Origin of the sequence: Lonepinella sp. MS14436 (assembly GCF_042470565.1) — a bacterium.
Lineage (GTDB): Bacteria > Pseudomonadota > Gammaproteobacteria > Enterobacterales > Pasteurellaceae > Lonepinella.
The window spans coordinates 1,462,691-1,485,443 of the sequence record NZ_CP170385.1 but is presented as its reverse complement, the minus strand read 5'-3'; the positions used below and the strand labels follow the sequence as shown (position 1 = coordinate 1,485,443).

Annotated in this window: 28 protein-coding genes; 16 read left to right on the top strand and 12 right to left on the bottom strand. The window is 38.2% G+C overall.

Going from position 1 to position 22,753, the window contains the following annotated elements; translation table 11 throughout:
- Positions 1-17: 17 nt before the first annotated feature.
- The 8 genes from O1Q81_RS07240 to vapB all read right to left on the bottom strand — a co-directional run bounded on the left by O1Q81_RS07240 (position 18) and on the right by vapB (position 5,088).
- Positions 18-392, bottom strand: a complete 375-nt coding sequence (locus O1Q81_RS07240; RefSeq protein WP_386693993.1) for a type II toxin-antitoxin system VapC family toxin — start codon at positions 390-392, stop codon at positions 18-20.
- Complete coding sequence (locus O1Q81_RS07235) at positions 379-609, bottom strand: hypothetical protein (protein WP_386696801.1); 231 nt, start codon at positions 607-609, stop codon at positions 379-381. Before O1Q81_RS07235 ends, O1Q81_RS07240 begins: the two co-directional genes overlap by 14 nt.
- A 115-nt stretch (positions 610-724) precedes the next feature.
- Positions 725-1,726 carry an anthranilate phosphoribosyltransferase gene (gene trpD / locus O1Q81_RS07230; RefSeq protein WP_386696800.1) on the bottom strand — a complete coding sequence of 334 codons (1,002 nt, stop codon included), beginning with the start codon at positions 1,724-1,726 and terminating at the stop codon, positions 725-727.
- A gap of 75 nt (positions 1,727-1,801) precedes the next feature.
- Positions 1,802-2,188 carry a tautomerase family protein gene (locus O1Q81_RS07225; RefSeq protein ID WP_132302453.1) on the bottom strand — a complete coding sequence of 129 codons (387 nt, stop codon included), beginning with the start codon at positions 2,186-2,188 and terminating at the stop codon, positions 1,802-1,804.
- 9 nt (positions 2,189-2,197) lie between these two features.
- On the bottom strand, positions 2,198-2,776 hold the full coding sequence (locus O1Q81_RS07220; protein ID WP_386696798.1) for an aminodeoxychorismate/anthranilate synthase component II: 579 nt from the start codon (positions 2,774-2,776) through the stop codon (positions 2,198-2,200).
- 10 nt (positions 2,777-2,786) lie between these two features.
- Positions 2,787-4,328, bottom strand: coding sequence for an anthranilate synthase component I (trpE, locus tag O1Q81_RS07215; protein WP_386696796.1), 1,542 nt, complete (start codon positions 4,326-4,328; stop codon positions 2,787-2,789).
- Positions 4,329-4,437: 109 nt separating this feature from the next.
- Positions 4,438-4,842 carry a tRNA(fMet)-specific endonuclease VapC gene (gene vapC, locus O1Q81_RS07210; RefSeq protein ID WP_153985822.1) on the bottom strand — a complete coding sequence of 135 codons (405 nt, stop codon included), beginning with the start codon at positions 4,840-4,842 and terminating at the stop codon, positions 4,438-4,440.
- Between the two features lie 12 nt (positions 4,843-4,854).
- Entirely contained in the window at positions 4,855-5,088 is a 234-nt protein-coding gene (gene vapB, locus O1Q81_RS07205; RefSeq protein ID WP_386696794.1) for a type II toxin-antitoxin system VapB family antitoxin, read from the bottom strand.
- 203 nt (positions 5,089-5,291) lie between these two features.
- On the opposite strand from vapB, the gene O1Q81_RS07200 reads away from it, so the two are divergent.
- From O1Q81_RS07200 to O1Q81_RS07145, 12 genes are all read left to right on the top strand, one after another.
- Positions 5,292-6,218: an ABC transporter ATP-binding protein gene (locus O1Q81_RS07200; protein ID WP_386696792.1), complete on the top strand. Its 927-nt coding sequence runs from the start codon at positions 5,292-5,294 to the stop codon at positions 6,216-6,218.
- A 1-nt stretch (position 6,219) separates the two neighbouring features.
- Positions 6,220-6,987: an ABC transporter permease gene (locus O1Q81_RS07195; protein WP_386696791.1), complete on the top strand. Its 768-nt coding sequence runs from the start codon at positions 6,220-6,222 to the stop codon at positions 6,985-6,987.
- A gap of 66 nt (positions 6,988-7,053) precedes the next feature.
- Entirely contained in the window at positions 7,054-8,115 is a 1,062-nt protein-coding gene (gene sohB / locus O1Q81_RS07190) for a protease SohB (RefSeq protein WP_386696789.1), read from the top strand.
- Positions 8,116-8,296: 181 nt separating this feature from the next.
- Positions 8,297-9,139, top strand: a complete 843-nt coding sequence (locus O1Q81_RS07185; RefSeq protein WP_386686317.1) for an OmpA family protein — start codon at positions 8,297-8,299, stop codon at positions 9,137-9,139.
- Between the two features lie 101 nt (positions 9,140-9,240).
- Positions 9,241-10,692 (top strand): molybdate ABC transporter ATP-binding protein ModF, encoded by a 1,452-nt coding sequence (modF, locus tag O1Q81_RS07180; RefSeq protein WP_386696787.1) that lies wholly within the window; start codon positions 9,241-9,243, stop codon positions 10,690-10,692.
- A 40-nt stretch (positions 10,693-10,732) separates the two neighbouring features.
- Complete coding sequence (locus O1Q81_RS07175) at positions 10,733-11,653, top strand: SPFH domain-containing protein (protein ID WP_386696785.1); 921 nt, start codon at positions 10,733-10,735, stop codon at positions 11,651-11,653.
- 9 nt (positions 11,654-11,662) lie between these two features.
- A complete protein-coding gene (locus O1Q81_RS07170) occupies positions 11,663-12,121 on the top strand; it encodes an NfeD family protein (protein WP_386686311.1) in 459 nt (152 codons plus the stop codon).
- Entirely contained in the window at positions 12,121-12,714 is a 594-nt protein-coding gene (locus O1Q81_RS07165) for an NAD(P)H-dependent oxidoreductase (protein ID WP_386686309.1), read from the top strand. The genes O1Q81_RS07170 and O1Q81_RS07165 overlap by 1 nt, the downstream gene beginning before the upstream one ends.
- 222 nt (positions 12,715-12,936) lie before the next feature.
- Entirely contained in the window at positions 12,937-13,995 is a 1,059-nt protein-coding gene (locus O1Q81_RS07160; protein ID WP_386696783.1) for a 3-deoxy-7-phosphoheptulonate synthase, read from the top strand.
- A gap of 29 nt (positions 13,996-14,024) precedes the next feature.
- Positions 14,025-15,152, top strand: coding sequence for a bifunctional chorismate mutase/prephenate dehydrogenase (gene tyrA / locus O1Q81_RS07155; protein WP_386696781.1), 1,128 nt, complete (start codon positions 14,025-14,027; stop codon positions 15,150-15,152).
- Positions 15,153-15,257: 105 nt separating this feature from the next.
- Positions 15,258-15,506 (top strand): hypothetical protein, encoded by a 249-nt coding sequence (locus O1Q81_RS07150; RefSeq protein ID WP_386686303.1) that lies wholly within the window; start codon positions 15,258-15,260, stop codon positions 15,504-15,506.
- A complete protein-coding gene (locus O1Q81_RS07145; protein ID WP_386686301.1) occupies positions 15,503-15,634 on the top strand; it encodes a hypothetical protein in 132 nt (43 codons plus the stop codon). Before O1Q81_RS07150 ends, O1Q81_RS07145 begins: the two co-directional genes overlap by 4 nt.
- On the opposite strand, the gene ybaK is transcribed toward O1Q81_RS07145, so the two are convergent.
- Positions 15,631-16,116 (bottom strand): Cys-tRNA(Pro) deacylase, encoded by a 486-nt coding sequence (gene ybaK, locus O1Q81_RS07140; RefSeq protein WP_386696779.1) that lies wholly within the window; start codon positions 16,114-16,116, stop codon positions 15,631-15,633. The genes O1Q81_RS07145 and ybaK overlap by 4 nt on opposite strands.
- Positions 16,117-16,177: 61 nt before the next feature.
- On the opposite strand from ybaK, the gene O1Q81_RS07135 reads away from it, so the two are divergent.
- The 3 genes from O1Q81_RS07135 to O1Q81_RS07125 are packed head-to-tail and all read left to right on the top strand — an operon-like array spanning position 16,178 to position 18,842.
- Entirely contained in the window at positions 16,178-17,134 is a 957-nt protein-coding gene (locus O1Q81_RS07135; protein ID WP_386696777.1) for an oxidoreductase, read from the top strand.
- Between the two features lie 36 nt (positions 17,135-17,170).
- Positions 17,171-18,466, top strand: coding sequence for an NCS2 family permease (locus O1Q81_RS07130; RefSeq protein ID WP_386686293.1), 1,296 nt, complete (start codon positions 17,171-17,173; stop codon positions 18,464-18,466).
- A 19-nt stretch (positions 18,467-18,485) separates the two neighbouring features.
- Positions 18,486-18,842 carry a DsrE/DsrF/TusD sulfur relay family protein gene (locus O1Q81_RS07125; protein WP_386686291.1) on the top strand — a complete coding sequence of 119 codons (357 nt, stop codon included), beginning with the start codon at positions 18,486-18,488 and terminating at the stop codon, positions 18,840-18,842.
- A gap of 68 nt (positions 18,843-18,910) precedes the next feature.
- Here the strand turns inward: O1Q81_RS07125 and O1Q81_RS07120 are convergent, their stop codons facing one another.
- The 3 genes from O1Q81_RS07120 to moeA all read right to left on the bottom strand — a co-directional run bounded on the left by O1Q81_RS07120 (position 18,911) and on the right by moeA (position 21,943).
- A complete protein-coding gene (locus O1Q81_RS07120; protein ID WP_386686288.1) occupies positions 18,911-19,918 on the bottom strand; it encodes a YeiH family putative sulfate export transporter in 1,008 nt (335 codons plus the stop codon).
- Between the two features lie 88 nt (positions 19,919-20,006).
- Positions 20,007-20,729 carry a molybdopterin-synthase adenylyltransferase MoeB gene (gene moeB, locus O1Q81_RS07115; RefSeq protein WP_386696775.1) on the bottom strand — a complete coding sequence of 241 codons (723 nt, stop codon included), beginning with the start codon at positions 20,727-20,729 and terminating at the stop codon, positions 20,007-20,009.
- A gap of 2 nt (positions 20,730-20,731) precedes the next feature.
- On the bottom strand, positions 20,732-21,943 hold the full coding sequence (gene moeA / locus O1Q81_RS07110; protein WP_386696773.1) for a molybdopterin molybdotransferase MoeA: 1,212 nt from the start codon (positions 21,941-21,943) through the stop codon (positions 20,732-20,734).
- Positions 21,944-22,074: 131 nt separating this feature from the next.
- Between moeA and folE the strand changes: the two genes are divergently transcribed.
- Positions 22,075-22,731 (top strand): GTP cyclohydrolase I FolE, encoded by a 657-nt coding sequence (gene folE / locus O1Q81_RS07105; RefSeq protein ID WP_386693952.1) that lies wholly within the window; start codon positions 22,075-22,077, stop codon positions 22,729-22,731.
- Positions 22,732-22,753 lie beyond the last annotated feature (22 nt).

Genomic DNA, 22,753 nt, shown 5'->3' with positions numbered 1-22,753 from the left:
ATTTTGTCTTTTTCTTTTTAATGTACTTCGCTTGTCCAAATTCGTTGTAATTTCTCGTCAAGGGTAATTAATTGTAAGCCGTAAGTTTTAGCCGTAGCCAGTATAAGTGCATCGGGGAGTTTTATTTTGTGATGCTTGCGAATTTGGATAGTCACTTCAATGACTTCATCATTAAGGGGAAGTTTTCTCACATCTGTGAGTAAATAACGTAAGCCTTGTTCATCTATCTCCGTGAGGTGCTGCCAACTAAATAATTCTGCATAGCTAATTACGCTATAAGCACATTGCTCATAACGTAAGTCAAGATGCTGAATTATTTCGAATACTTCGTTTCGTTGTTCATGCCAACGAATAATAAAACAGCTATCTAGTAAATATTTAATTCCATTCATCACGCATCATTCGTTGTAGTGTGACGGCATCGTATTGTTCATAACTGGTTGGTTTTACAATACTTTTTGCTCGCGTTATCATTGGGTTTTCGGCAACGACAGACTTCGTGTTATCTTGAGCAATTAATTTGGCAAGATAATTGGTAACGCTTAATCCGTTATGCTGTGCATTTTTAATAATCATTTGTTCAATGGGTAATGGTAAGTCTAGGCTCATGATTTATCTCCTTGAGTTTCCATTTCATTCTAACACAAAATGAAAAAAACAACTTATTTTAGGGATGATTTTTTCAATTATCTGTTGTCTGTTCACCATGATATGTGGTGCTATCCTAATACTTTGTTAATGCTACCAAAGTTTTATAAGGTTTACCGCTAGTTATCACGCCAAGCACCTGTTCCGCATTGGCTTTTAAATTTTGATGACCAAACACTTTCATTAACATTGCCACATTCATTGCCACGGCTTGAATGTGTTCGGCTTTGCCTTTGCCTTGTAAAAGTGCGGTGAGAAATTGTGCATTTTCTGCGGGTTCACCCCCACGTAGGCTTTCTAGTGGTTGTGGTTCAAAACCGAAATCATAAGGGGTTACGCTGTAATAAGTAATCTCGCCGTGACGTACTTCTGCCACATCGGTTTTGCCGTGAATCGCCACTTCATCTAAACCAGAACCATGTACCACAATGGTATTTTTACCGCCTAAACGGACTACCGTTTCCGCATAGGGTTTAATTAAATCTGGCGAATACACCCCTAATAATTGATGCGTTGGGCGAGCAGGGTTGCATAGTGGACCAAGAATGTTAAACAATGTGCGAGTCTTCAAGGCTTGGCGAACTGGAGCAGCATATTTAAAACCTTGATGATATTGTTGCGCCCATAAAAAGCAAATATTGGTTTCATCTAACGCCTTGCGTGCAGTTTCAGCACTCATCGCAATATTTACGCCTAACGCACTCAATACATCACTAGCCCCTGTTTTGCTCGATACACTACGATTGCCGTGTTTGGCAACTTTAAAGCCAAGACTGGCAGCCACAATGGCAGAGGCAGTGGAAATATTAATAGTGTTGGCACCATCTCCACCTGTTCCAACAATATCGGCAAAATCATAATGTGGGGTAGGGAAATGTTGAGCATTTGCCACCACAGCATTGACTGCACCACTGATTTCTTCTGGTGTTTCACCACGTAATTTTAAGGCAATTAATGCCCCAGCTAATTGTTCATTGGCTAATTCCCCGTGCATAACAGCGTTAAATAGTTGTTCTGCTTGTTTTTGGCTTAATGGTTGTTTTTCAAAGAGTTGGGATAATAGTTGTTCAATTTGCATAATGTGTTCCTTGTGTAAATTGCCCCCCTTCGCCTTCGGCACTTCCCCCCGCAAGCAAGGGGAAGGAAAAGAGGTTTAACGATAAATACTATAAGCTAAGTCGTTGGCTTCATCGCCTGTCATACCACGGAAACCCCAGCAATGTGGCGGTTGTTCTTTAATGGTGATTTCCACATCAATGGCATTAATATCCGCCCGTTGTTCCAATTCACAGAACAGCATTTTTATTAGCCGTTTTTTGGTATCTTCAGAACGCCCTTGCATCAGGTTAATTTCAACCACAATAAAATCGTCTGTTCGCCCCTCAGGACAGAAAAAATCTTCTCGTTCTAAGCCGATAAAACGTAAAGTATGTTTACGTGGGGGAATATCCAGTTGCATATTTAAGCAATCGTAAATTGCCTGCATAATCTGCTGTTTTCGTGGTGCAAGCGTGTGTTTTAAACCATAAACAATAATCATAATTTTCCCTTATCGGTTAACTAACCAATGAATTGAATTTTCTAATAATTTTCCACCTTGAACAGTTAAAATACTTTCAGGGTGAAATTGAAAGGCACAAATTGGCAAGGTGCGGTGACGAATTGCCATAATAATATGGTTATATTCTGCATTGACGATTAATTCATCGGGTAATTCGGTTCCCATTAGGGAATGATAGCGAGCCACGGGCATCGGATTAGGTAAATCCTTAAACATGGCTTGTTCATCATGGTTGATTTTTGACACTTTGCCATGTAACACTTCACCTGCATGAACCACCTTGCCACCGAAAGATTCAATTAAGGCTTGATGTCCTAAACAAATCCCAATAATCGGCACTTGATTTTTGACTTTCTCAATTAAGGCAAGCATATTACCTGCCTCAGCAGGGGTGCCAGGTCCAGGAGAGAGTGCCAAAATACTATCAGGTTCAAGGCAGATTTTGGTTAAAAAATCCAGCTCGCAGTCATTGCGATAGATTTTTACGTTATGCCCCAGCGTGCGGAATTGATCCACCAGATTGTAAGTAAAGGAATCAAAATTGTCTAAAAATACGATAGTTGCCATAATTTGTTCCTTATGCGAGTTGGTTAGTTTGAATAATGGTATTTAACACCGCACGAGCTTTATGACGAGTTTCGTCCGCTTCCATTTGTGGATCGGAATCCAATACTTCGCCACAGCCTGCTTGCACGTGTGCTATGCCATTTTGTACAAAGGCGGAACGAATCACAATGCAAGTGTCGAAATTTCCGTCTGAACCTAAATAGCCCACTGCACCGCCATAGCTATGGCGTTTTTCTTGCTCAAATTGATAAATCAACTGCATGGCTTTAATTTTCGGTGCACCTGTCAGCGTTCCCATATTCATACAGGCTTGATAAGCATGTAAAGCATCTAATTCAGGGCGAAGTTTACCCACTACACGAGAAACCAAGTGCATAATGTGCGAATAGCGATCGACCTGCATTAAATCACACACTTGACGTGTACCGCTTTCGCAGACTCGAGCAATATCGTTACGGGCTAAATCCACCAACATCAAATGTTCGGCTAATTCTTTATGATCTAATCGCATTTCTAATTCTAAACGAGCATCAAGTTCAGGATCGATCTGACCATTGGCATCAAATCCCCGTGGGCGAGATCCTGCAATAGGGTAAATTTCCAACTGGCGATTTTCCGCTGAATATTTTAATGCACTTTCAGGTGATGCACCGAATAAAGTAAATTCATCATCTTGCATAAAGAACATATAGGGGCTTGGATTGTTCAATTTTAACTGACGATAGGTTGCCAGCGTATTGGGACAAGGCAACGAAAAACGGCGAGATGGCACGATTTGGAATACATCACCGTCATAAATATGACGTTTAAGTGCGGTGATAATTTGTTTAAATTTGTCATCATCGTGATTAATTTGTACCTGCGTATCCGCTTTTTGAATGGCGGGTAACGGTTTCAAATTCTGTAAATCTTGCGAAATTTTCACCGCACTTTGTTGCAAATCCACTAATGCTTTGGAATTAAAACAGAAAGTTTGTAATGTCGCCTGTTGAGTTGGGTGATCAAAACGCAGTAAATTTTCTGCTAGATAAAAGACATAATCGGGGCAAGTTAAACCATCATCTTGTAACTGAATACCGTCCATTGGAATAAAATTCGCCACTAAATCATAGGCAAATAATCCGCCTAAAAAAATAGGCGTTTGACTATGAGAATAAAGCGTAGCAATTTGACGAAGTCCGTCAAACACGGTGGCAGATTGTAATTTGCTGTCTTCATCAAGATTTTGATTGAGTGCTGCAAATTCTGCTTGTAGGGTAGTTTGATTAAGTTTCGTGAGTGTAGCTAAACCCTGTAACTTTTGTTCAAGGTGAATTAAAACGGTGTTTCCATTATCCGTTAATGCTTTAAATGTGATAATTTGTCCTGTGCAAGAAATTTTTACCGCAGCGTTGATCAGTAACAAACTTTTTAAACTATTTTTACTAGAAATCTCCGCACTCTCGAGCAGTAAACTATTCGTATTGGGTGGACAAAGGGTGGTTAGCACTTGGGTGAGATCAAGATGATAATCTACTTGTTTATTCAATACCTGAATATAAGGTTGAAACATAAAATATCCTTATTAAAATTCTTTTGTACTATTAAACTAGTACAAAAGAATTTTGTCAAGGGATTTTTGTGTTATTTCACGAGAGTGTTGAAATAGGCTTGCTATGCTTTTATTCTTTAATCCAATTTTGGGTGATTAATCCTGAAACTCGCTCAAATTCTCGCAGATTATTACTTACCAAAATCAATCCTTCACTGCGAGCGTGAGCGGCAATATGCAGATCATTTTCACCGATAAGATTACCTTGTTTGCTTAATTCGGCTTTAATATTGCCATAATGGGCGGCATTTTTGGGCGTGTAATCTACGACTTTTAGGCGAGAAAGAAAGTCATCAATCACACTCAAATTACGCTCAGGATAAGCACTTTTTTCTGCACCATAATACAACTCGCCAACGGTAATGCTACTCACACACATTCGCCCAATGTTGAGATTAAACATATTCAACACTTCAAGTGGACGGCGTTTGATAACATAAATCACCATATTGGTATCTAGCATATATTTCAGCATTGTTTTTCCCAATTAAAAATTCTCACGCTCAGGTTGCACACCTTGATCACGCTCATTCATAAAATCATCACTGACTCTATTAGGTGACAGGAAAAAGCTCTCCCACATTTGATCTAATGGGGTCAAAATACGTTCTTGCCCAACCACTCGCACGGCGACTTTTTTTACACTTTCGTCAAATCGCACTTCCGTAGGCAAACGCACAGCTTGCGTGCGATTAGTAATAAAAACAGAGGCTTCAACCATTTTATGCTCCTTTTATTTTTGTATTTAGCAAGAGTATATACTTGATGGCAGGGTGTGTAAACCAAAATATCAACAATCTTTAAGTGTTCGGATTTTTTCGTAGCGATTAAATAGAAAAAGTGCGGTGTTTTTTGCCTGATTTTGTAAAAAACGTTATCATAGTCGGCTTGAAATAAGAAGAATAACAAAAAAGGTAAACGCAAATGTTTGCATTAGAAATAAAAGGTTTAACTAAATCCTATAAAAATGGTGTCAAAGCGTTACATGGGATTGACTTAACCGTAGAACGCGGCGATTTTTATGCGTTGCTGGGACATAATGGGGCAGGGAAATCGACTACCATCGGGATTGTTAGTTCGTTGGTGAATAAAACCAGTGGTACGGTAAAAGTGTTTGGCTATGATTTAGATCAACAGTTGAATTTAGTCAAGCAATGTATCGGTTTAGTGCCACAGGAATTTAATTTTAACCAGTTTGAAAAAGTCATTGATATTTTAATTAATCAAGTGGGTTATTATGGAATTACGCGTCCAGATGCCTTGCAACGTGCTGAAATTTGGTTAAAACGATTAGATTTATGGGATAAACGTAATCAGCGAGCCATGCAATTATCGGGTGGTATGAAACGCCGTTTGATGATCGCACGGGCTTTAATGCACCAACCTAAATTATTGATTTTAGATGAACCAACCGCAGGCGTGGATATTGAATTACGCCGTAGTTTGTGGACGTTTTTGGCGGAAATTAATCAGCAAGGTACCACCATTATTTTAACCACCCACTATTTAGAAGAAGCGGAAATGTTATGTCGCCATATCGGGATTATTCAGCAAGGGCGATTAGTGCAAAATATGGCAATGAAAGATTTGCTGGCGAAACTAGAAACTGAAACCTTTATTCTGGATTTAGATAAAAATGCGACGTTGTCACAAATTAGAGATTATAAGATAAGGGCGTTAGAGCAACATTCTATTGAAGTGGAAGTACACCGAGAACAAGGACTAAATTCCTTGTTTATCCAACTTACTGCACAACAGGTACAGGTGCTAAGTATGCGGAATAAAACCAACCGATTAGAAGAATTATTTGTCAGAATGGCGTTAAATAAACAGGTAATAGGGGATAAATAACATGAAATTAGCTTGGGTGGCGTTTTACACCCTTTTACGTAAAGAAATTAGCCGTTTTATGCGAATTTGGCTACAAACATTGGTTCCGCCAGTGATTACCATGACTTTATATTTTGTGATCTTCGGGCAATTAATTGGTAGTCGAATTGGTGATATGGCAGGCTTTAGTTATATGCAATTTATTGTGCCAGGTTTGATTATGATGTCATCATTAACCAATTCTTTTGGTAATGTGGCATCTTCTTTTTATAGCACGAAATTTGCACATAACGTGGAAGAACTGCTGATTTCGCCAGTATCTCCCCATATTATTATTTTAGGCTATATGGCAGGTGGTATGGTGCGTGGGTTATTGGTCGGGATATTAGTCACCATGGTGTCATTATTTTTTGTATCTTTTGATATTCATTCTTGGGGTGTGATTGCCTTAACCTTGTTATTTACCACAGCGACTTTTTCTTTAGGGGGCTTGATAAATGCGGTTTTTGCCCAATCTTTTGATGATATCAGTATTATTCCGACCTTTGTGTTAACACCGTTAACCTATTTAGGTGGGGTATTTTATTCGATTTCCCTGTTACCGCCTTTTTGGCAAGGGGTATCGAAATTAAATCCGATTATGTATATGATTAATGGTTTTCGTTATGGTTTTTTAGGCATAAGTGATGTGCCTTTGGTTTATACTTTTACGGTATTGATATTGTTTATTTCTGTGTTATACGGAATGGCTTATTATTTAATTAGCCGTGGTATTGGGTTGCGTAGTTAGGATTGAGTTTAGCTTCCCGAAAGTGCGGTGTATTTTAATGGATTTTTTATAGGAGAAACAACATAGATGTGGTCTGAAATTGCAATTGGTTATGGGATTTTTATTTTAGAAATTTTAACCATTTTATTAGTGATTGCTGGGATTGTCGCCGTGATTATGGCGTTAAAAGAGAAATCTGCTCATTCCCATGGTGAATTAGAGATTACCGATTTATCGGAACAATATGAGGATAACAGCAAAAAATTGCGTGATTTTCATTTAACGGAAGATGAATTAAAAGAGCAAGAAAAAGCCGAGAAAAAGGCGGAAAAAGCTAAAGCGAAAGCCTTGAAAGCCAAACGTAAAAAAGGTGAAGTTGTCGAACAAGATGCGAAACCGACTTTGTATGTGTTGAATTTTAAAGGCGATATTCAGGCATCTGAAACCACTGCATTACGTGAAGAAATTAGTGCCATTTTGCAAGTAGCCGATCCTGCAAAAGATGAAGTGTTATTACGTTTAGAAAGCCCAGGTGGCGTAGTGCATGGCTACGGTTTAGCGGCTTCACAGCTTGCTCGTTTAAAACAAAAAGGGATTAAACTCACAGTGGCAGTGGATAAAGTGGCAGCCAGTGGGGGATATATGATGGCTTGTGTGGCAGATCGTATTATTTCTGCTCCCTTTGCGATTATTGGTTCTGTTGGGGTGGTGGCACAGATTCCGAATATTCATCGTTTATTGAAGAAACATGATGTCGATGTCGATGTGATGACGGCTGGCGAATATAAACGCACGGTGACTATTTTGGGTGAAAACACTGAAAAGGGCAAACAAAAATTCCAACAAGAATTGGAAGAAACCCATGAATTATTTAAACAATTTGTGGCGCAACATCGACCTCAGTTAGATGTAGCGAAAATTGCCACGGGTGAACATTGGTTTGGTCAACAAGCCTTGGATTTACATTTGATCGATGAAATTGCTACTAGCGATGATGTGATTTTGCAAGCGATGGGTGAAAAATCTGTACTCGGCGTGCAATATAAACAGAAGAAATCTTTGTTACAAAAACTGGGTAAACAAACCGAAGAAAGTGCCAATAATCTGTTGGTTAATTGGTTAAAACGTGATGTGAGAACTTTTGGCTAGTTTCTTTACAAAAAATCTTTATTATGTGGAGAAATTTGATTTACTTTATGATTTTTTCATATTACCATACCATTCAATTATAGTGATTGTTTAATAAATATGTTATAGGGCAGTTATTTTTCTCCGTTTCACTGTAATTGGGTATTTTAGGATTATGAAAACATTATTTAAGGTAAAACGAATGAAATTATCACATTTTTTATTATCAACTATTGCGGCAACTACATTAGTAGCTTGCGGAAATTTAAGTGATGTACCTGACGAGGGAAGACCCGTAGGTGAAACAACAGATCAAGCCATCGCTAATTTAGTATGGCCAGATATTGATAAAGCACGTTTTAACCATGATGGTTCACAATTTGGTTCATGGCCAAACTGGGATAATGTTCGTATGGTTGAACGTGGCATGAATAAAGACCAATTATATAACTTGTTAGGTCGTCCACATTTCGCTGAAGGTTTATTCGGTGTGCGTGAATGGGATTACGCCTTTAATTATCGTGAAAACGGTGTTCACAAAATTTGTCAATATAAAATTTTATTTGATAAAAACATGAATGCACAAAGTTTCTTCTGGTATCCAAATGGCTGTAATGGTAGCACATCATTTGATTTAAGCGGTGATTTCTTATTTGACTTTAATAAAGATGTGTTAACTGTTAAAGGTAAAGAAGTAGTAGATAATGTTGCAGCACAATTAATTAAATCAGGTGCTAAAGACGTTTCTATTGATGGTTATACTGACCGTTTAGGTTCTAATGCTTATAACTTAGATTTATCACAACGTCGTGCAGACCGTGTTAAAGCTCGTTTAATTGAACAAGGTGTTCAAGCTAACTTTGTAGCAACAGGACATGGTAAAGCAAATCAAGTTAAAGCCTGTAACGGTGAAAAAGGTCAAGCATTAAGAGATTGTTTACACCCTAATCGCCGTGTAGTAATTAAATCATCAGGTACATCAGATCAATCAGGTTCAGCTAAGGTAGCAGGTTTTAAAGGTCCAGCTCCTTACTATCAAAAATAATTCTGTTGATTAATGAAAAGGCTAAACCAAATGTTTAGCCTTTTCTTTTATTTGTTAGTTAGATAGTATGGATATTGGTATGAAAATATAGGATATTAAACATGAAGAAAGTCAATATTCAACAAGCCGAATTCTTATTAAATCAAAAAAATCGTTTAAAAATACCGCACTTTCAAATTCAACAAGGGGACTTTTGGGTAGTTGTGGGTAGTAATGGCAGTGGTAAAACGGCTTTTTCTTTAGTGGTTGAGGGAAAAATCCCTGTTTATTCGGGGCAATATGAAAATACTTTTAGTAATATTCAGCAATTTTCTTTTGAAAAACAGCAAAAAATTTTAGAACAAACTTTCCGTGATCGGAATAATGATTGTATTAGCCCTGATGATTTTGGTAAAACCGCTCGCCAAACTATTTTGAACGGTTCGGATCATCATCAATTATGTCAACAGTATGCAGAAATACTTGGGATTACACCGTTATTAGATCGTCCTTTCATGCACCTTTCTACAGGTGAAAGTCGCAAAATCCTATTAGCTCAAACCTTAGTGCAGCAACCAGATTTACTGATTTTAGATGAACCCTTTGAGGGACTAGATCAAAAATCGGTACAAGATTGGCAATCGCTATTAGATATTTTATCTAAACAAACCACATTATTGCTGATTATTAATCGTTTTAACGATATTCCGCCCACGGCTAAACAGATTGCCTTGTTGGAGCGTTGCGAACTTGTTTTACAAGGAAATAGAACGGAAGTAGAGCAGCATAGTATTTTTCAACAATTACACTATGCTGAAAATGCCATTGATGTACCTTTACCTGAAAGTGCTTCGCCAGTGCAAAAACTCGATCAAAATACACCGCACTTTGAATTGGAAAATGTGACTATTCAATATGCGGATAAAATTATTTTAGATAAATTAACTTGGACAGTATTACCACGGCAACATTGGTGGATTAAAGGTCCTAATGGTGCAGGAAAATCTACCTTACTTTCTATTATTACAGGCGATCATCCTCAATCTTACAGTAATATTGTGCGGTTATTTGGTCGTCAACGTGGTACAGGGGAAAGTATTTGGCAAATTAAATCCAATATTGGCTACGTAAGTAGTCAACTGCACATGGATTATCGGGTAAATTGCTCTGTATTAGATGTGATTATTTCAGGTTTTTTTGATAGCATTGGTGTTTATCAACGCACTCCCGATGCCTTGCGAGTGAAAGCGATGCAATGGCTAGAACGAATCAATTTAGCCAACTTGGCGAAAAAGCCATTTCGTTCACTTTCTTGGGGTCAGCAACGGTTATTGTTAATTACTCGAGCCATGGTGAAATATCCGCCTGTGTTAATTTTAGATGAACCATTGCAGGGGTTAGATGGGTTAAATCGAGCGTTAGTGAAAAATTTTATCGATCAATTAGTGCAAAACAGTGCGACACAATTATTATTTGTATCACATCAAGATCAAGATGCACCGCAATGTATCACCCATATTTTTGAATTTGTGCCAAAAGAAAATGGCTATCAATATGTACAAACTGCGGTGTAAAATGCTATAGTTTTGCTGAATTTTTTATAAGGAGATTATTATGGAATTTTACGATGGCTTACCTGTCGCAACGATTGTGTTTATTGCTTTAGTTGCGTTTGTTTTATATTCAACCTTAAAAACCGTACCACAAGGTTATCACTGGACCATTGAGCGTTTTGGTCGTTATACCAGAACCCTTTCACCAGGCTTGAACTTTGTGATTCCTTTTGTGGATCGTGTAGGTCGTAAAATTAATATGATGGAACAGGTGTTAGACATTCCATCACAAGAAGTGATTTCGAAAGATAATGCCAATGTGTCCATTGATGCGGTATGCTTTGTGCAAGTGATCGATGCACGTAGTGCCGCTTATGAAGTCAATCACTTAGAACAGGCGATAGTCAATTTGGTGATGACCAATATTCGTACTGTGTTGGGGAGTATGGAACTCGATGAAATGTTGTCGCAACGAGATAGCATTAATGGACGTTTATTGGCGATTGTTGATGAAGCGACCAATCCTTGGGGGGTAAAAGTAACCCGTATTGAAATTCGAGATGTGCGTCCTCCGCGTGAATTAAGTGAAGCCATGAATGCTCAAATGAAAGCAGAACGTAATAAACGGGCGGAAGTGTTAGAAGCGGAAGGGGTTCGTCAAGCTCAGATTTTACGTGCAGAAGGGGAGAAACAATCTCGAATCTTGCGTGCCGAAGGGGAAAAACAAGAAGCGATTTTACAAGCCGAGGCTCGTGAACGTGCTGCTGAAGCCGAAGCCAAAGCTACCCAAATGGTATCTGAGGCGATTACTAATGGGGATACTAAAGCGATTAATTATTTTATTGCTCAAAAATACACTGAAGCACTAAAACATATCGGTGGATCAGATAATAGCAAAGTGGTATTAATGCCTTTAGAAGCAGGTAATTTAATGGGGTCTATAGCAGGTATTACCGAATTATTAAAAGGTGATAGAAAATAAGGAGCTGTTATGGAATGGTTTGCCACTTGGACAGTATGGCATTGGCTAATTTTAGGCTTTGCTTTGTTAATTGCAGAAATTGCAATCCCAGGTATTTTCTTATTGTGGTGGGGATTGGCAGCTATTGTTGTGGCAGGGATTATGCAAGTATTTCCCGCACTATCCTTAGCCAGTCTAGGTATTATTTATGCTATTTTAGCGACAATATTAAGCGTACTTTGGTGGAAATATCAGCATAAAAAAGATCTTGTTGATGAAAAACATTCTCACTTAAATCAACGAGATCATGCCATGCTTGGCACAGTCGGTATTGTTCGGGAAATCAATGATAATGGTATCGGTCGAGGGCATTTCGGTGATACAACTTGGCGAATCCAACAGGCACATAATGAAATGTTACAAGTCGGAGATAGGATTAAAGTGCTTACCGTACAAGGCATTACATTAATAGTTCAAAAGGTGAATTAATGAAACTGCATTTAATTATCTTTGCTCACCCTAATAGCAATAGTTTTACTAAAGCGATGGCAGACACCGTCATGGAAGTTAGCCAGCAGTTTGGTGCAAACACGGTGGTAAGAAATCTTTACGCATTAAATTTTGATCCCGTATTGTCTTATGAGGAAATGCAAGGTGTCTGGCAAGGGATTATTCCTGAAGAAGTGAGTTATGAACAAAAACTTATTCAACAAGCAGATTTGATTACCATGATTTATCCCGTATGGTGGATGGGATTTCCTGCTATTCTCAAAGGTTATTTAGATCGAGTTTTTACCCATGGTTTTGCTTATCAAACAGGAGAAAATGGTTCAGTAGGATTATTACAAGGCAAGAAAATGCAACACTTTATTAATATTGGTAATAATGTAGAGGTTTATCAAGCCAAAGGTTTTGCACAAGCACTAGATGTATGTTTGGTCAATGGTTTGTTTAATTATTGTGGTATTACTGATATTGAGCATCGTTTATTTGGGGATTTACATATTATTAGCGATCAAGAACGTAAAGCTATGTTGACAGAAGTGGCTGAAAAAACTTTGAGAAATTTGACCGCAGTTTGATCACTCTGCACCGATAGCCCTGTACTGATAGCCCCGTACTGACGTACGGGGTTATTTATATAACGCCACGCTGTGGCTTTTTTTATCTGGAAAAGATGCGGAGCATCGTTATATTCATAACCTTGTACGTTAGTGCAAGGAAAAAGATTGCTATTTATTTTATTATAATGTATTTTATTATTTACATTATATGTAATTAATTTTTTACACAAGGAATCCAAAATGAACAAAGACAGTATCCATAACGTCCATATCGTTGATGAGAAAGTATTAATCACACCTATTGAATTAAAGAAAAAATTGCCTTTACCAGTGCATTTGCGTCATCAAATAGAACAACATCGCCAAGATATTTCAAATATTATTCACAAACAAGATCCTCGTTTATTGGTGGTGATTGGACCTTGTTCTATTCATGATCCTATGGCTGCATTAGATTATGCCAAACGCTTAAAAGCGCTTGCTGACGTACTACAAGATCAGCTTTATATTGTGATGCGTGTTTACTTTGAAAAACCTCGCACTACCGTAGGCTGGAAAGGGTTAATTAATGATCCGAAAGTTAATGGTACGTTTGATGTAGAACATGGTTTGCATATTGCTCGTCAATTATTACTCGAATTAGCCGAAATGGGTTTACCATTAGCTACCGAAGCACTAGATCCGATTACCCCACAATATTTAGCGGATTTATTCAGTTGGTCAGCGATTGGAGCGAGAACCACGGAATCACAAACTCATCGAGAATTAGCTTCAGGTTTATCCATGGCAGTTGGCTTTAAAAATGGCACAGACGGTAGTTTAGCGACCGCCATTAATGCCATGAAAGCCGCTTCAATGCAACATAGTTTTATTGGGATTAACCAAAAAGGACAGGTGAATTTATTACACACCGAAGGCAATCCAGACGGTCATGTTATTTTACGTGGTGGTAAAGTGCCTAATTATCAAGCAGAATTTGTCCAACAATGTGAACAGGCGTTAGAAAAAGCAGGGTTAGAAACGGCGATTATGATTGACTGTAGTCATGCCAATTCTAATAAAGATTACCGCCTACAACCCGCAGTCGCAGAAGATAGCTTACAACAAATTATGAATGGAAATCGTTCAATTATTGGGTTAATGTTGGAAAGTAATATTAATGCAGGTAATCAAAGTGCGGAACAACCTATTAGTGAGATGCAATATGGTGTGTCGATTACTGATGCCTGTATTGATTGGGACACTACCGATAGCCTGTTACGTAAAATTGCAGACGATTTAAAAAATCGAGTAAAATAGACCGCACTTGAGTTCTGACGGAAGATAAAATGAACGTATTAAAAGAAATAAGAAATGAAATTGATACCCTAGACAGCGAATTAATTGAGCTGTTTGCTAAACGCCTTGCGTTGGTAAAAAAAGTCGGTGAAGTGAAACACCAACACGGTTTGCCAATTTATGTACCTGAACGTGAGGCAGATATGTTAGCAGCTCGCCGTCAAGAAGCAGAAAAAATCGGGGTGCCAGCAGATTTGATTGAAGATGTCTTACGCCGAGTGATGCGTGAATCCTATACCAGTGAAAATGATTTTGGTTTTAAAACCGTCAACCCTGAAATCAAAAAAATCGTAGTGGTAGGGGGAAATGGTAAACTCGGTGGATTATTTGTTCGTTTCTTACGTTTATCCGGTTATGCAGTTGATATATTAGGTCGTCAAGATTGGCAAAGTGCGGATCAAATTTTGGCAAATTCTGATGTCGTTATTGTCTGTGTGCCGATTGCTAACACCTTAGAAACGATTGAACGCCTACAACCTTATTTAACCGAAAATATGCTATTAACGGATTTAACATCGGTTAAACGTCAGCCACTACACAAAATGTTGGAAGTTCATCATGGGGCAGTAGTGGGATTACACCCGATGTTTGGTCCTGATATCGCCAGTATGGCGAAACAGGTGGTGGTGCGTTGTGATGGGCGTTATCCTGAACGTTATCAATGGCTGTTAGATCAAATTGCAATATGGGGAGCGAAAATTTATCAGGTAGATGCTGCGGAACACGATCATAGTATGACCTATATTCAAGCCTTACGCCATTTTTCGACCTTTGCTAACGGCTTACATTTATCCAAGCAACCTGTAAAATTAGCCAATTTATTAGCCTTGTCTTCACCCATTTATCGCTTAGAATTAGCCATGATCGGGCGTTTATTTGCCCAAGATGGAGGACTATATGCGGATATTATTATGGATAAGCCAGAAAATTTAGCCGTGATTGAAAGCCTAAAAGAAAGTTATGTAGAGAGTCTAAAATTCTTTGAAACAGGCGATAAACAGGGTTTTATTGATACCTTTAATAAGGTAAGTCAGTGGTTTGGTGAATATTCCGATCTATTTATGAAAGAAAGCCGCCAGCTATTACAACAGGCAAATGATAGTCGGCAGTATAGTTAGAGTATTATTTGTGATCGCTATTCCAAAATGATAAATAAAATTTTGGCTAAAAACCTTGAATAAAATAGAATGCCCAAAATCTATTAAACTTTATAGGAAGCCAAAATGATACGGGTAAAGTCTTGTTTTTATAAAATTCATACAGAAACATTAAAACGAATAGCGGATGATTTGCGTAAGGCTGGGGCAATAGCTGGTGTAGGATTGATTGGTTTTGTATTGGCTCATGATAATATTGATTTACAAGAAGCTGTATTTCTTATAGTCATTGGTCTGACTTTTTGGACAACGGGCTTGATTAATGCCTATCTAGGGGATAGAATGGAATTATTAAATAAAGGGGAAAGTTTATGAATTGGTGGTTAATTGGTGTTGGTGGTACATTGGCATTAATGAGTTGTATTTTTACGGGATTAGTGATTTGGGCGAATTGGGATCTGCTTTTTGGACATAAAACAGACCCCAAAAATTCACCTCGTTAAGGGTGATTTTCATCCACTATATCCCAAAATTCCGCCCCCAGCACCTTGGCTAAATCTTGTGGGGAAAGTTCTACGCTTAACCCCCTTTTTCCGCCCGAAACAAAAATTTTCTCAAAATTCACCGCACTTTGTTCAATAACGGTTTTTAGCCGTTTCTTTTGTCCTAAAGGGCTGATTCCACCCACTAAATAGCCACTGCTTTTTTGAGCAAATTCTTTATCTGCCATATCTACTTTTTTTATGCCAATAGCTTTCGCTGCTTTTTTCAGGTTAAGCATATTGGCTGTTGGCAATACAAAACAAGCGAGTTTCTTTTGATCGCCATTTTCTGCCACTAATAAGGTTTTAAAGGATTGATTTGGATCGATGCCGAGTTTTTCCGCTGCTTCATCACCAAAGTGGGTATTATGCGGATCGTGATCGTAGGTGTGTAAAGTAAAAGCAATTTTTTGTTTTTTTAGTAAATCTATGGCGGGTGTCATTTTCTTTTCTTCATGAAACAAGTTAAAATATGCCGTTATTTTATTACGATGAGAACCAAAAATGAATAAATTAAATATCGCTATTGCAGCAGAATTTGAGCTGTGTGAAAAAATAGCTGATTTTTTGCAAAATAGTGGATTAGAAATTAGCCAATTATCTATTGTGGAAATTTATCCTTTCAACGAAGAACAAGGGGTACGTTTTAATAATAAAGCAGTGCCTCAAGTTGCAATGGATAGTGTAAATTGGGCTGATTTTGATTATGTATTATTTGCTGGTGAACCTACTCTTGCTCCACATATTGCCAATGCGGTAGAGGTTGGTTGTAAAGTGATTGATGTATTAGGGGTTTGTGCAGAAATTTCAGGTGTGCCAGTGATAGTTCCAAGTGTTAACGATGAGCAAATTAACGAAATTTTACCGCATAATATTATTGCTTTACCTAATCCACAAGTTACTCAAACAGCATTGGCATTGGCAACATTAGTTCAACAAATTCCTCTCAATCAAGTGATGATCACTTCGTTGTTACCAGCCTCTTATCAAAATGCAGAAACGGTCGGTAAGTTGGCAGGACAGACCGCGAGATTATTAAACGGAATTCCCTTAGATGACAATGAACAACGTCTAGCTTTTGATGTATTCCCGCAAACTAGCCATTTTTCTAATCAATTAGCTAAGATTTTCCCAGGGTTAAATACGATATTTCATGCTATTCAAGTCCCCGTTTTTTATGGAATGGCTCAAAAAATCACCGCACTTTCTGATTATGAGATTGATACGGAGCGATTAGAACAACAATGGCAACAGAATGATTTTATTCAATTTGAAGAAAATTTGATGACTCCCGTCTTAAATGGTGAAAAAGAAAGTACAGAAGAAGCGGTAAAATTACATATTAACAGTTTAACTGCGGTGGAAAATGGCGTAGAATTTTGGACGGTTGCTGATGAACAACGTTTTAATTTAGCCTTTTTAGCCGTACGTTTATTAGCAAAAATTCATCAAAAATTTTAATCTATAACCAATCATTTTCAACGTTAAGGAACCACTATGCTCGAAAAACTTTTTCAGCTAAAACAAAAGGGCAGTAATGCCAGAACCGAAGTGATAGCAGGGATAACCACCTTTTTCACGATGGTCTATATCGTATTTGTGAACCCCTCTATTTTAGGCGTGGCAGGCATGGATACCCAAGTTGTGTTTGTTACGACTTGTTTAATTGCCGCTTTTGGTACCATTGCTATGGGCTTATTTAGTAACTTACCCATAGCCCTTGCCCCAGCAATGGGATTAAATGCCTTTTTTGCCTATGTTGTAGTGTTAAAACTTGGCTATTCATGGCAAGTAGGTATGGGGGCGATTTTCTTAGGTTCAGTTGGCTTATTTTTGCTCACTGTACTACAAATCCGTTACTGGTTTATGTCTGCCATTCCAAAAGGTTTACGTGTTGGAATTGGGGCTGGAATTGGTTTATTAATCGCCTTAATCGGGTTTAAAAATATGGGCTTAATCGTACCAAATGAAGCGACTTTGGTTGCATTAGGTGATTTACATGATCCGAAAATCCTAATGGGCATTTTAGGCTTTTTCATCATCGTGGTGTTATCTGCCAAAGGCGTACATTCTGGCGTATTGGTGTCTATTGTAGTAATTACAGCATTAGCCTTGATTTTTGACCCTGCGGTAAAATTTAGCGGTGTAATATCCATGCCACCGAGTTTAGATTCCGTGGTGGGGCAAGTGGATATTGCAGGTGCATTTGATGTTGGCTTACTCGGCATCATCTTCTCGTTCTTATTAGTCAACTTATTTGACTCATCAGGTACTTTAATTGCGGTAACTACCAAAGCGGGCTTTGCTGATGAAAAGGGTCGTTTTCCACGAATGAAACAAGCATTATTAGTGGATAGTACCTCTGCTATGGTAGGATCATTTATGGGAACTTCTGCGATCAGTACGTATATTGAAAGTGGCTCAGGCGTATCTGTCGGCGGTCGTACAGGTTTAACAGCGGTTGTCGTTGGCATATTATTCCTATTAACCATTTTCTTTTCACCATTAGCAGGTTTAGTCCCTTCTTATGCAACGGCTGGTGCCTTGGTATTTGTGGGAATTTTAATGGCATCTAGCTTAATTGAAGTGAAATGGGACGATTTAACCGAAGCAACCCCTGCTTTTATCACCACTGCCATGATGCCATTTACTTATTCCATTACGGAAGGGATTGCCTTTGGTTTTATCACTTACTGTATAATGAAAGCCTGTACGGGACGTTTCAAAGAAATTAACGCTTCAGTATGGGTCGTATCAATTTTATTTCTAATTAAATTTATTTGGGTAGGGTAATTACTACTGGGAGCTATATATGCAAAAAATTCTATTTATTTTTAATGAGTCACCTTACGGTACGGAAAAAACCTTTAATGGTTTAAGACATGCAGTCAATTTGTTAGAAGATAATAGCAAGGAAGTAGAAATTAAAGCCTTTTTCTTTTCTGATTCTGTATTGTCTGGTTTAGCAGGTCAAAACCCGAATGATGGCTATAATGTGCAACAAACCCTAGAAATTTTGACGGGTTTAGGGGCGGAAGCCAAACTTTGTACCAGTTGCACCAAAGCCCGTGGTATTACGCATTTACCGTTAGTACAAGGTGTGAGTGTCGGAACCTTAGATGACGTATCAGCTTGGACTTTATGGGCGGATAAGGTGATTAATTTTTAATTAATCAGGTTACTATAAAGGCGAAGTGCGGTGAAAAATATTTGTTTTTTTTCACCGCACTTTTTTAGTTAAGCAAACAGATTTTGCATCGCAAAATTCACCACAAATCCGCCAATTACTAGCCATAAAAAGACCAGAAAGCCTAAAATCAATGGTTTTACACCAGCTTGTTTAATGGCACTAATATGGGTGGTTAAGCCGAGAGCTGTCATTGACATCATTAATAAAATACCATCAATCTGAATTAAAATTTGGACTAACGGTTCAGGTAATAATTGGAACGAATTAAACACTGCCACCAAAATAAAATATAAAGCAAACCACGGCATATTAAATTTGCTTTTTTCACCCGTTTCATTTTGTTGTTTATGTAAATAGAGTGAAAGAAAGATTAAAAATGGTGCGAGCATCATGACACGTAACATTTTGGTAATGACTGAAACATTGGCAACTTCTGGATTAATATTTTTACCTGCGGTATAAACTTGAGCCACTTCGTGAATAGATGAGCCGATATAAATACCAAATTGATTATCCGTTAAACCTTGCATATAGTCATAAAAAACAGGGTAGATAAACATTGAAATAGTGCCAAAAATCACGATTAAGGCAATGGCAACAGAAACTTTATGGGAATCTGTTTTGACAACAGGTTCAGTTGCCAAAATCGCAGCCGCACCACAAATACTACAGCCAGCAGCGGTGAGATAAACAATTTGCTTGTCGATTTTGAGCAAATAAATCCCTAACGCACAGGTGATAAAAAAAGTGAAAATAAGCATAATAGCATCACTTATAATAGCATTTATTCCCACTTGAGCTATGTCTTGAAAGGTAATATGAAAACCATACAACACAATCCCGATTCGCAACAGTTTACCTTTGGCAAAGGTTACGCCATCATGGGCTTTAGCTTGCCATCTGGGATAGAGTGTATTGCCGATTAATAAACCTGCCAAAATGGCAAGAGTTAATGCACCAAAATGTAGATGATTTGCGATGCTTGAAAAAGATAATACTTTGGCTATAAAGGTAATAATTCCGACAATAGCCAAGCCAAACAATGATTTTTTCATTGTTTCTTCCCCTATAATTTTTTTAAATAAAAGTAGATGAACGATTTATTCAAAAAGGAATAAATACGTTGAATAAAAAAAATTTAAATTAACAAGGTAATTTGACTTCTCGAAATGTCATAGACATGCCATCAATAATCAACAACCGCCCTGTTAAAAATTTGCCGATATTTAACCGCACTTTAATCGCTTCCAATGCCTGAATTGAGCCTACAATGCCAACAATCGGCGAAAGTACACCAGCTTCAACGCAACTTAATGTATTTTCCCCAAATAATTGGCTTAAATGACGATAGGTCGGGGTGTTCGGTTCATAAGTGAAAACAGAAACCTGTCCTTCCATACGAATTGCTGATCCTGACACTAATGGCACAACCGTCGCTTGGCAACCACGATCGAGTTGGTTACGGCTTTCCACATTATCGGTACAATCTAACACTACGTCAAATTGCTGGATCAGTTCAGCTAAATTTTTTTCCGTTAATTTGTCATTAATGGTGTTAATTTCAATATGTGGATTAATGGCTTGTAAGGCAATTTGGGCAGACTGTACCTTTGGCATACCAATGTGTTGGTTTGTGTGTAGTATTTGTCGTTGTAAATTGGATAAAGAAACCGTATCAAAATCCAATAAAGTCAAATGTCCCACGCCAGCCGCAGCAAGATATTGACTGGCGGAGCAGCCTAAACCACCTAAGCCGACAATTAACATTCGGCTGGCTTTGAGTTTTTCTTGACCATCAAAATCCACCGCTTTTAAGATAATCTGGCGGTTGTAACGTAATTCTTCGGAATAATTTAATTCAACCATTTTCAACCTAACAAATCACTAAATGGCTCAATTATCACGGTTTCTCCCACCGCCACATTGCCACGCTGTTGTTCAAGACGAATAAAACAGTTGCTTTTCACAAAAGCACTAAACAGGTGCGAACCTTGAAAACCGACAGCTTGCACTTCAATTTTTCCTTGTGAATTGACCTGATAAAATCCTCGTTGAAAATCTAATCGTCCAACCGCTTTTTTCATTGGTGCAATGGCAGTGGCATGTAATAGGGTAGCGGGTTTGTAATCTGCCCCTGACAAACGAGCAATCACGGGTTGCACAAGCTGATAAAAGGTGACTAATGCGGAAACAGGATTGCCAGGTAATCCGCAAAACCACGCATTCGGCAATTTACCAAAGGCAAAAGGTTTACCTGGTTTCATTGCCAATTTCCAGAAATTTACTTCACCGATTTTTTCTAACACAGTTTTGGTGAAATCCGCTTCACCTACCGATACGCCACCGCTGGTGATCAATAAATCTGCTTGCTCTTGAGCCGTTAAAAACGCCTGTTCAAATTGCTGTTCATTATCTGGCAAAATACCAAAATCTAACACTTCACAGCCGAGTTTTTCGAGCATTAATTTCACGGTAAAACGGTTAGTATCGTAAATTTGTCCCGCTTGCAACGGTTGTCCCACGGATACGAGTTCATCTCCAGTGGAAAGCACCGCCACTTTTAAACGAGGATAAACTTCTATATCACAAATACCTAGGGATGCCAGTAATGGTAAGGAAACCGCGGTGAGTTTTTGTCCTTTTTTTAACACTATATCCCCGATTTTTACATCTTCCCCAATTCTGCGAATATTTTGATTCTTTTTGGGGAGTTCGGAAAGGGTGATCGTGCCGTTATCATTAAGTAACACATCTTCTTGTATCACCACTGTATCCGCTTCTGCTGGCAACATTGCCCCTGTCATAATTCGCACCGCACTTTGAGCTTGCCATTCACCCATAAATGGATTACCAGCTAAGGATTTACCAGCCACGGATAAAGTAAGTGATTTCTCCAAATCTGCCAAGCGTACTGCGTAGCCATCCATTGCGGAATTATCAAATGATGGGACATTAATCGGCGAAATTACATCTTCTGCACAAACTAAATTCACAGCTTGCTCAAGGCTAACTTTGTGATGAGTGGTTGGGGCTGGGAGTGTATCAAGTATTTTATCTAGGGCTTGTTGTAGAGTGAGCATAGGAATCCTTTTATCAAATATGACTAATATGTTTATTTTATACCAAAATTTTTCATCATGTTAATGAATATTCTGGTTTTATTCTTACTTGAATGTTTGCTAGAATAGCCGATATTTTATGGGAGTCGTAAATGAGCAATATTTCAACAGAGGCTATTAAGGTGCGTGATGCCTTGCTAGCAAAAGGGATTGAAACCCCGATGATCCACCTTTCCAAAAGCAAAGATCAACGCCGTGATGAAATTGAAAGTAAAATGCGTGATGTGTTGGCATTAATTGGACTGGATTTAACGGATGATAGTATTGAAGAAACCCCACACCGTTTAGCCAAAATGTTTGTTGATGAGATTTTTAGTGGATTGGATTATGCCAATTTCCCCAAAATTACCAACATTGAAAATCGCATGAAAGTCAGCGAAATGGTATTGGTGAATGATGTAACATTAACTAGCACTTGTGAGCATCATTTTGTGACTATTGACGGCACGGTTTCCGTTGCATATTACCCGAAAAAATGGGTAATTGGATTGTCTAAGATCAATCGAGTAGTGGCATTTTTTGCCCAGCGTCCACAAGTGCAAGAACGTTTAACTGAGCAAATTTTATTAGCCTTTCAAACCATTTTAGAAACCGAAGATGTGGCAGTTTATGTAAAAGCCACTCATTTTTGTGTGAAATGTCGAGGTATTAAAGACAGTAATAGTTACACGGTCACTTCAGCTTTTGGTGGTGTATTTCTTGATGATCGGGAAACAAGGAAAGAGTTTTTAAGTTTGATTAATAAATAGTTTAAATTCGTGGGGGCATTAT

Coding starts and splice junctions, on each gene's coding strand:
- vapC (WP_153985822.1), bottom strand. CDS start 4,842: ATGCTGAAATATATGCTAGATACCAATATGGTGATTTATGTTATCAAA.
- O1Q81_RS07225 (WP_132302453.1), bottom strand. CDS start 2,188: ATGATTATTGTTTATGGTTTAAAACACACGCTTGCACCACGAAAACAG.
- O1Q81_RS07120 (WP_386686288.1), bottom strand. CDS start 19,918: ATGAAAAAATCATTGTTTGGCTTGGCTATTGTCGGAATTATTACCTTT.
- folE (WP_386693952.1), top strand. CDS start 22,075: ATGAGCAATATTTCAACAGAGGCTATTAAGGTGCGTGATGCCTTGCTA.
- trpD (WP_386696800.1), bottom strand. CDS start 1,726: ATGCAAATTGAACAACTATTATCCCAACTCTTTGAAAAACAACCATTA.
- O1Q81_RS07160 (WP_386696783.1), top strand. CDS start 12,937: ATGAACAAAGACAGTATCCATAACGTCCATATCGTTGATGAGAAAGTA.
- O1Q81_RS07165 (WP_386686309.1), top strand. CDS start 12,121: ATGAAACTGCATTTAATTATCTTTGCTCACCCTAATAGCAATAGTTTT.
- O1Q81_RS07185 (WP_386686317.1), top strand. CDS start 8,297: ATGAAATTATCACATTTTTTATTATCAACTATTGCGGCAACTACATTA.
- O1Q81_RS07125 (WP_386686291.1), top strand. CDS start 18,486: ATGCAAAAAATTCTATTTATTTTTAATGAGTCACCTTACGGTACGGAA.
- O1Q81_RS07200 (WP_386696792.1), top strand. CDS start 5,292: ATGTTTGCATTAGAAATAAAAGGTTTAACTAAATCCTATAAAAATGGT.
- O1Q81_RS07220 (WP_386696798.1), bottom strand. CDS start 2,776: ATGGCAACTATCGTATTTTTAGACAATTTTGATTCCTTTACTTACAAT.
- ybaK (WP_386696779.1), bottom strand. CDS start 16,116: ATGACACCCGCCATAGATTTACTAAAAAAACAAAAAATTGCTTTTACT.
- O1Q81_RS07145 (WP_386686301.1), top strand. CDS start 15,503: ATGAATTGGTGGTTAATTGGTGTTGGTGGTACATTGGCATTAATGAGT.
- moeB (WP_386696775.1), bottom strand. CDS start 20,729: ATGGTTGAATTAAATTATTCCGAAGAATTACGTTACAACCGCCAGATT.
- O1Q81_RS07130 (WP_386686293.1), top strand. CDS start 17,171: ATGCTCGAAAAACTTTTTCAGCTAAAACAAAAGGGCAGTAATGCCAGA.
- O1Q81_RS07195 (WP_386696791.1), top strand. CDS start 6,220: ATGAAATTAGCTTGGGTGGCGTTTTACACCCTTTTACGTAAAGAAATT.
- tyrA (WP_386696781.1), top strand. CDS start 14,025: ATGAACGTATTAAAAGAAATAAGAAATGAAATTGATACCCTAGACAGC.
- O1Q81_RS07150 (WP_386686303.1), top strand. CDS start 15,258: ATGATACGGGTAAAGTCTTGTTTTTATAAAATTCATACAGAAACATTA.
- O1Q81_RS07235 (WP_386696801.1), bottom strand. CDS start 609: ATGAGCCTAGACTTACCATTACCCATTGAACAAATGATTATTAAAAAT.
- O1Q81_RS07240 (WP_386693993.1), bottom strand. CDS start 392: ATGAATGGAATTAAATATTTACTAGATAGCTGTTTTATTATTCGTTGG.
- moeA (WP_386696773.1), bottom strand. CDS start 21,943: ATGCTCACTCTACAACAAGCCCTAGATAAAATACTTGATACACTCCCA.
- vapB (WP_386696794.1), bottom strand. CDS start 5,088: ATGGTTGAAGCCTCTGTTTTTATTACTAATCGCACGCAAGCTGTGCGT.
- modF (WP_386696787.1), top strand. CDS start 9,241: ATGAAGAAAGTCAATATTCAACAAGCCGAATTCTTATTAAATCAAAAA.
- O1Q81_RS07175 (WP_386696785.1), top strand. CDS start 10,733: ATGGAATTTTACGATGGCTTACCTGTCGCAACGATTGTGTTTATTGCT.
- sohB (WP_386696789.1), top strand. CDS start 7,054: ATGTGGTCTGAAATTGCAATTGGTTATGGGATTTTTATTTTAGAAATT.
- O1Q81_RS07135 (WP_386696777.1), top strand. CDS start 16,178: ATGAATAAATTAAATATCGCTATTGCAGCAGAATTTGAGCTGTGTGAA.
- O1Q81_RS07170 (WP_386686311.1), top strand. CDS start 11,663: ATGGAATGGTTTGCCACTTGGACAGTATGGCATTGGCTAATTTTAGGC.
- trpE (WP_386696796.1), bottom strand. CDS start 4,328: ATGTTTCAACCTTATATTCAGGTATTGAATAAACAAGTAGATTATCAT.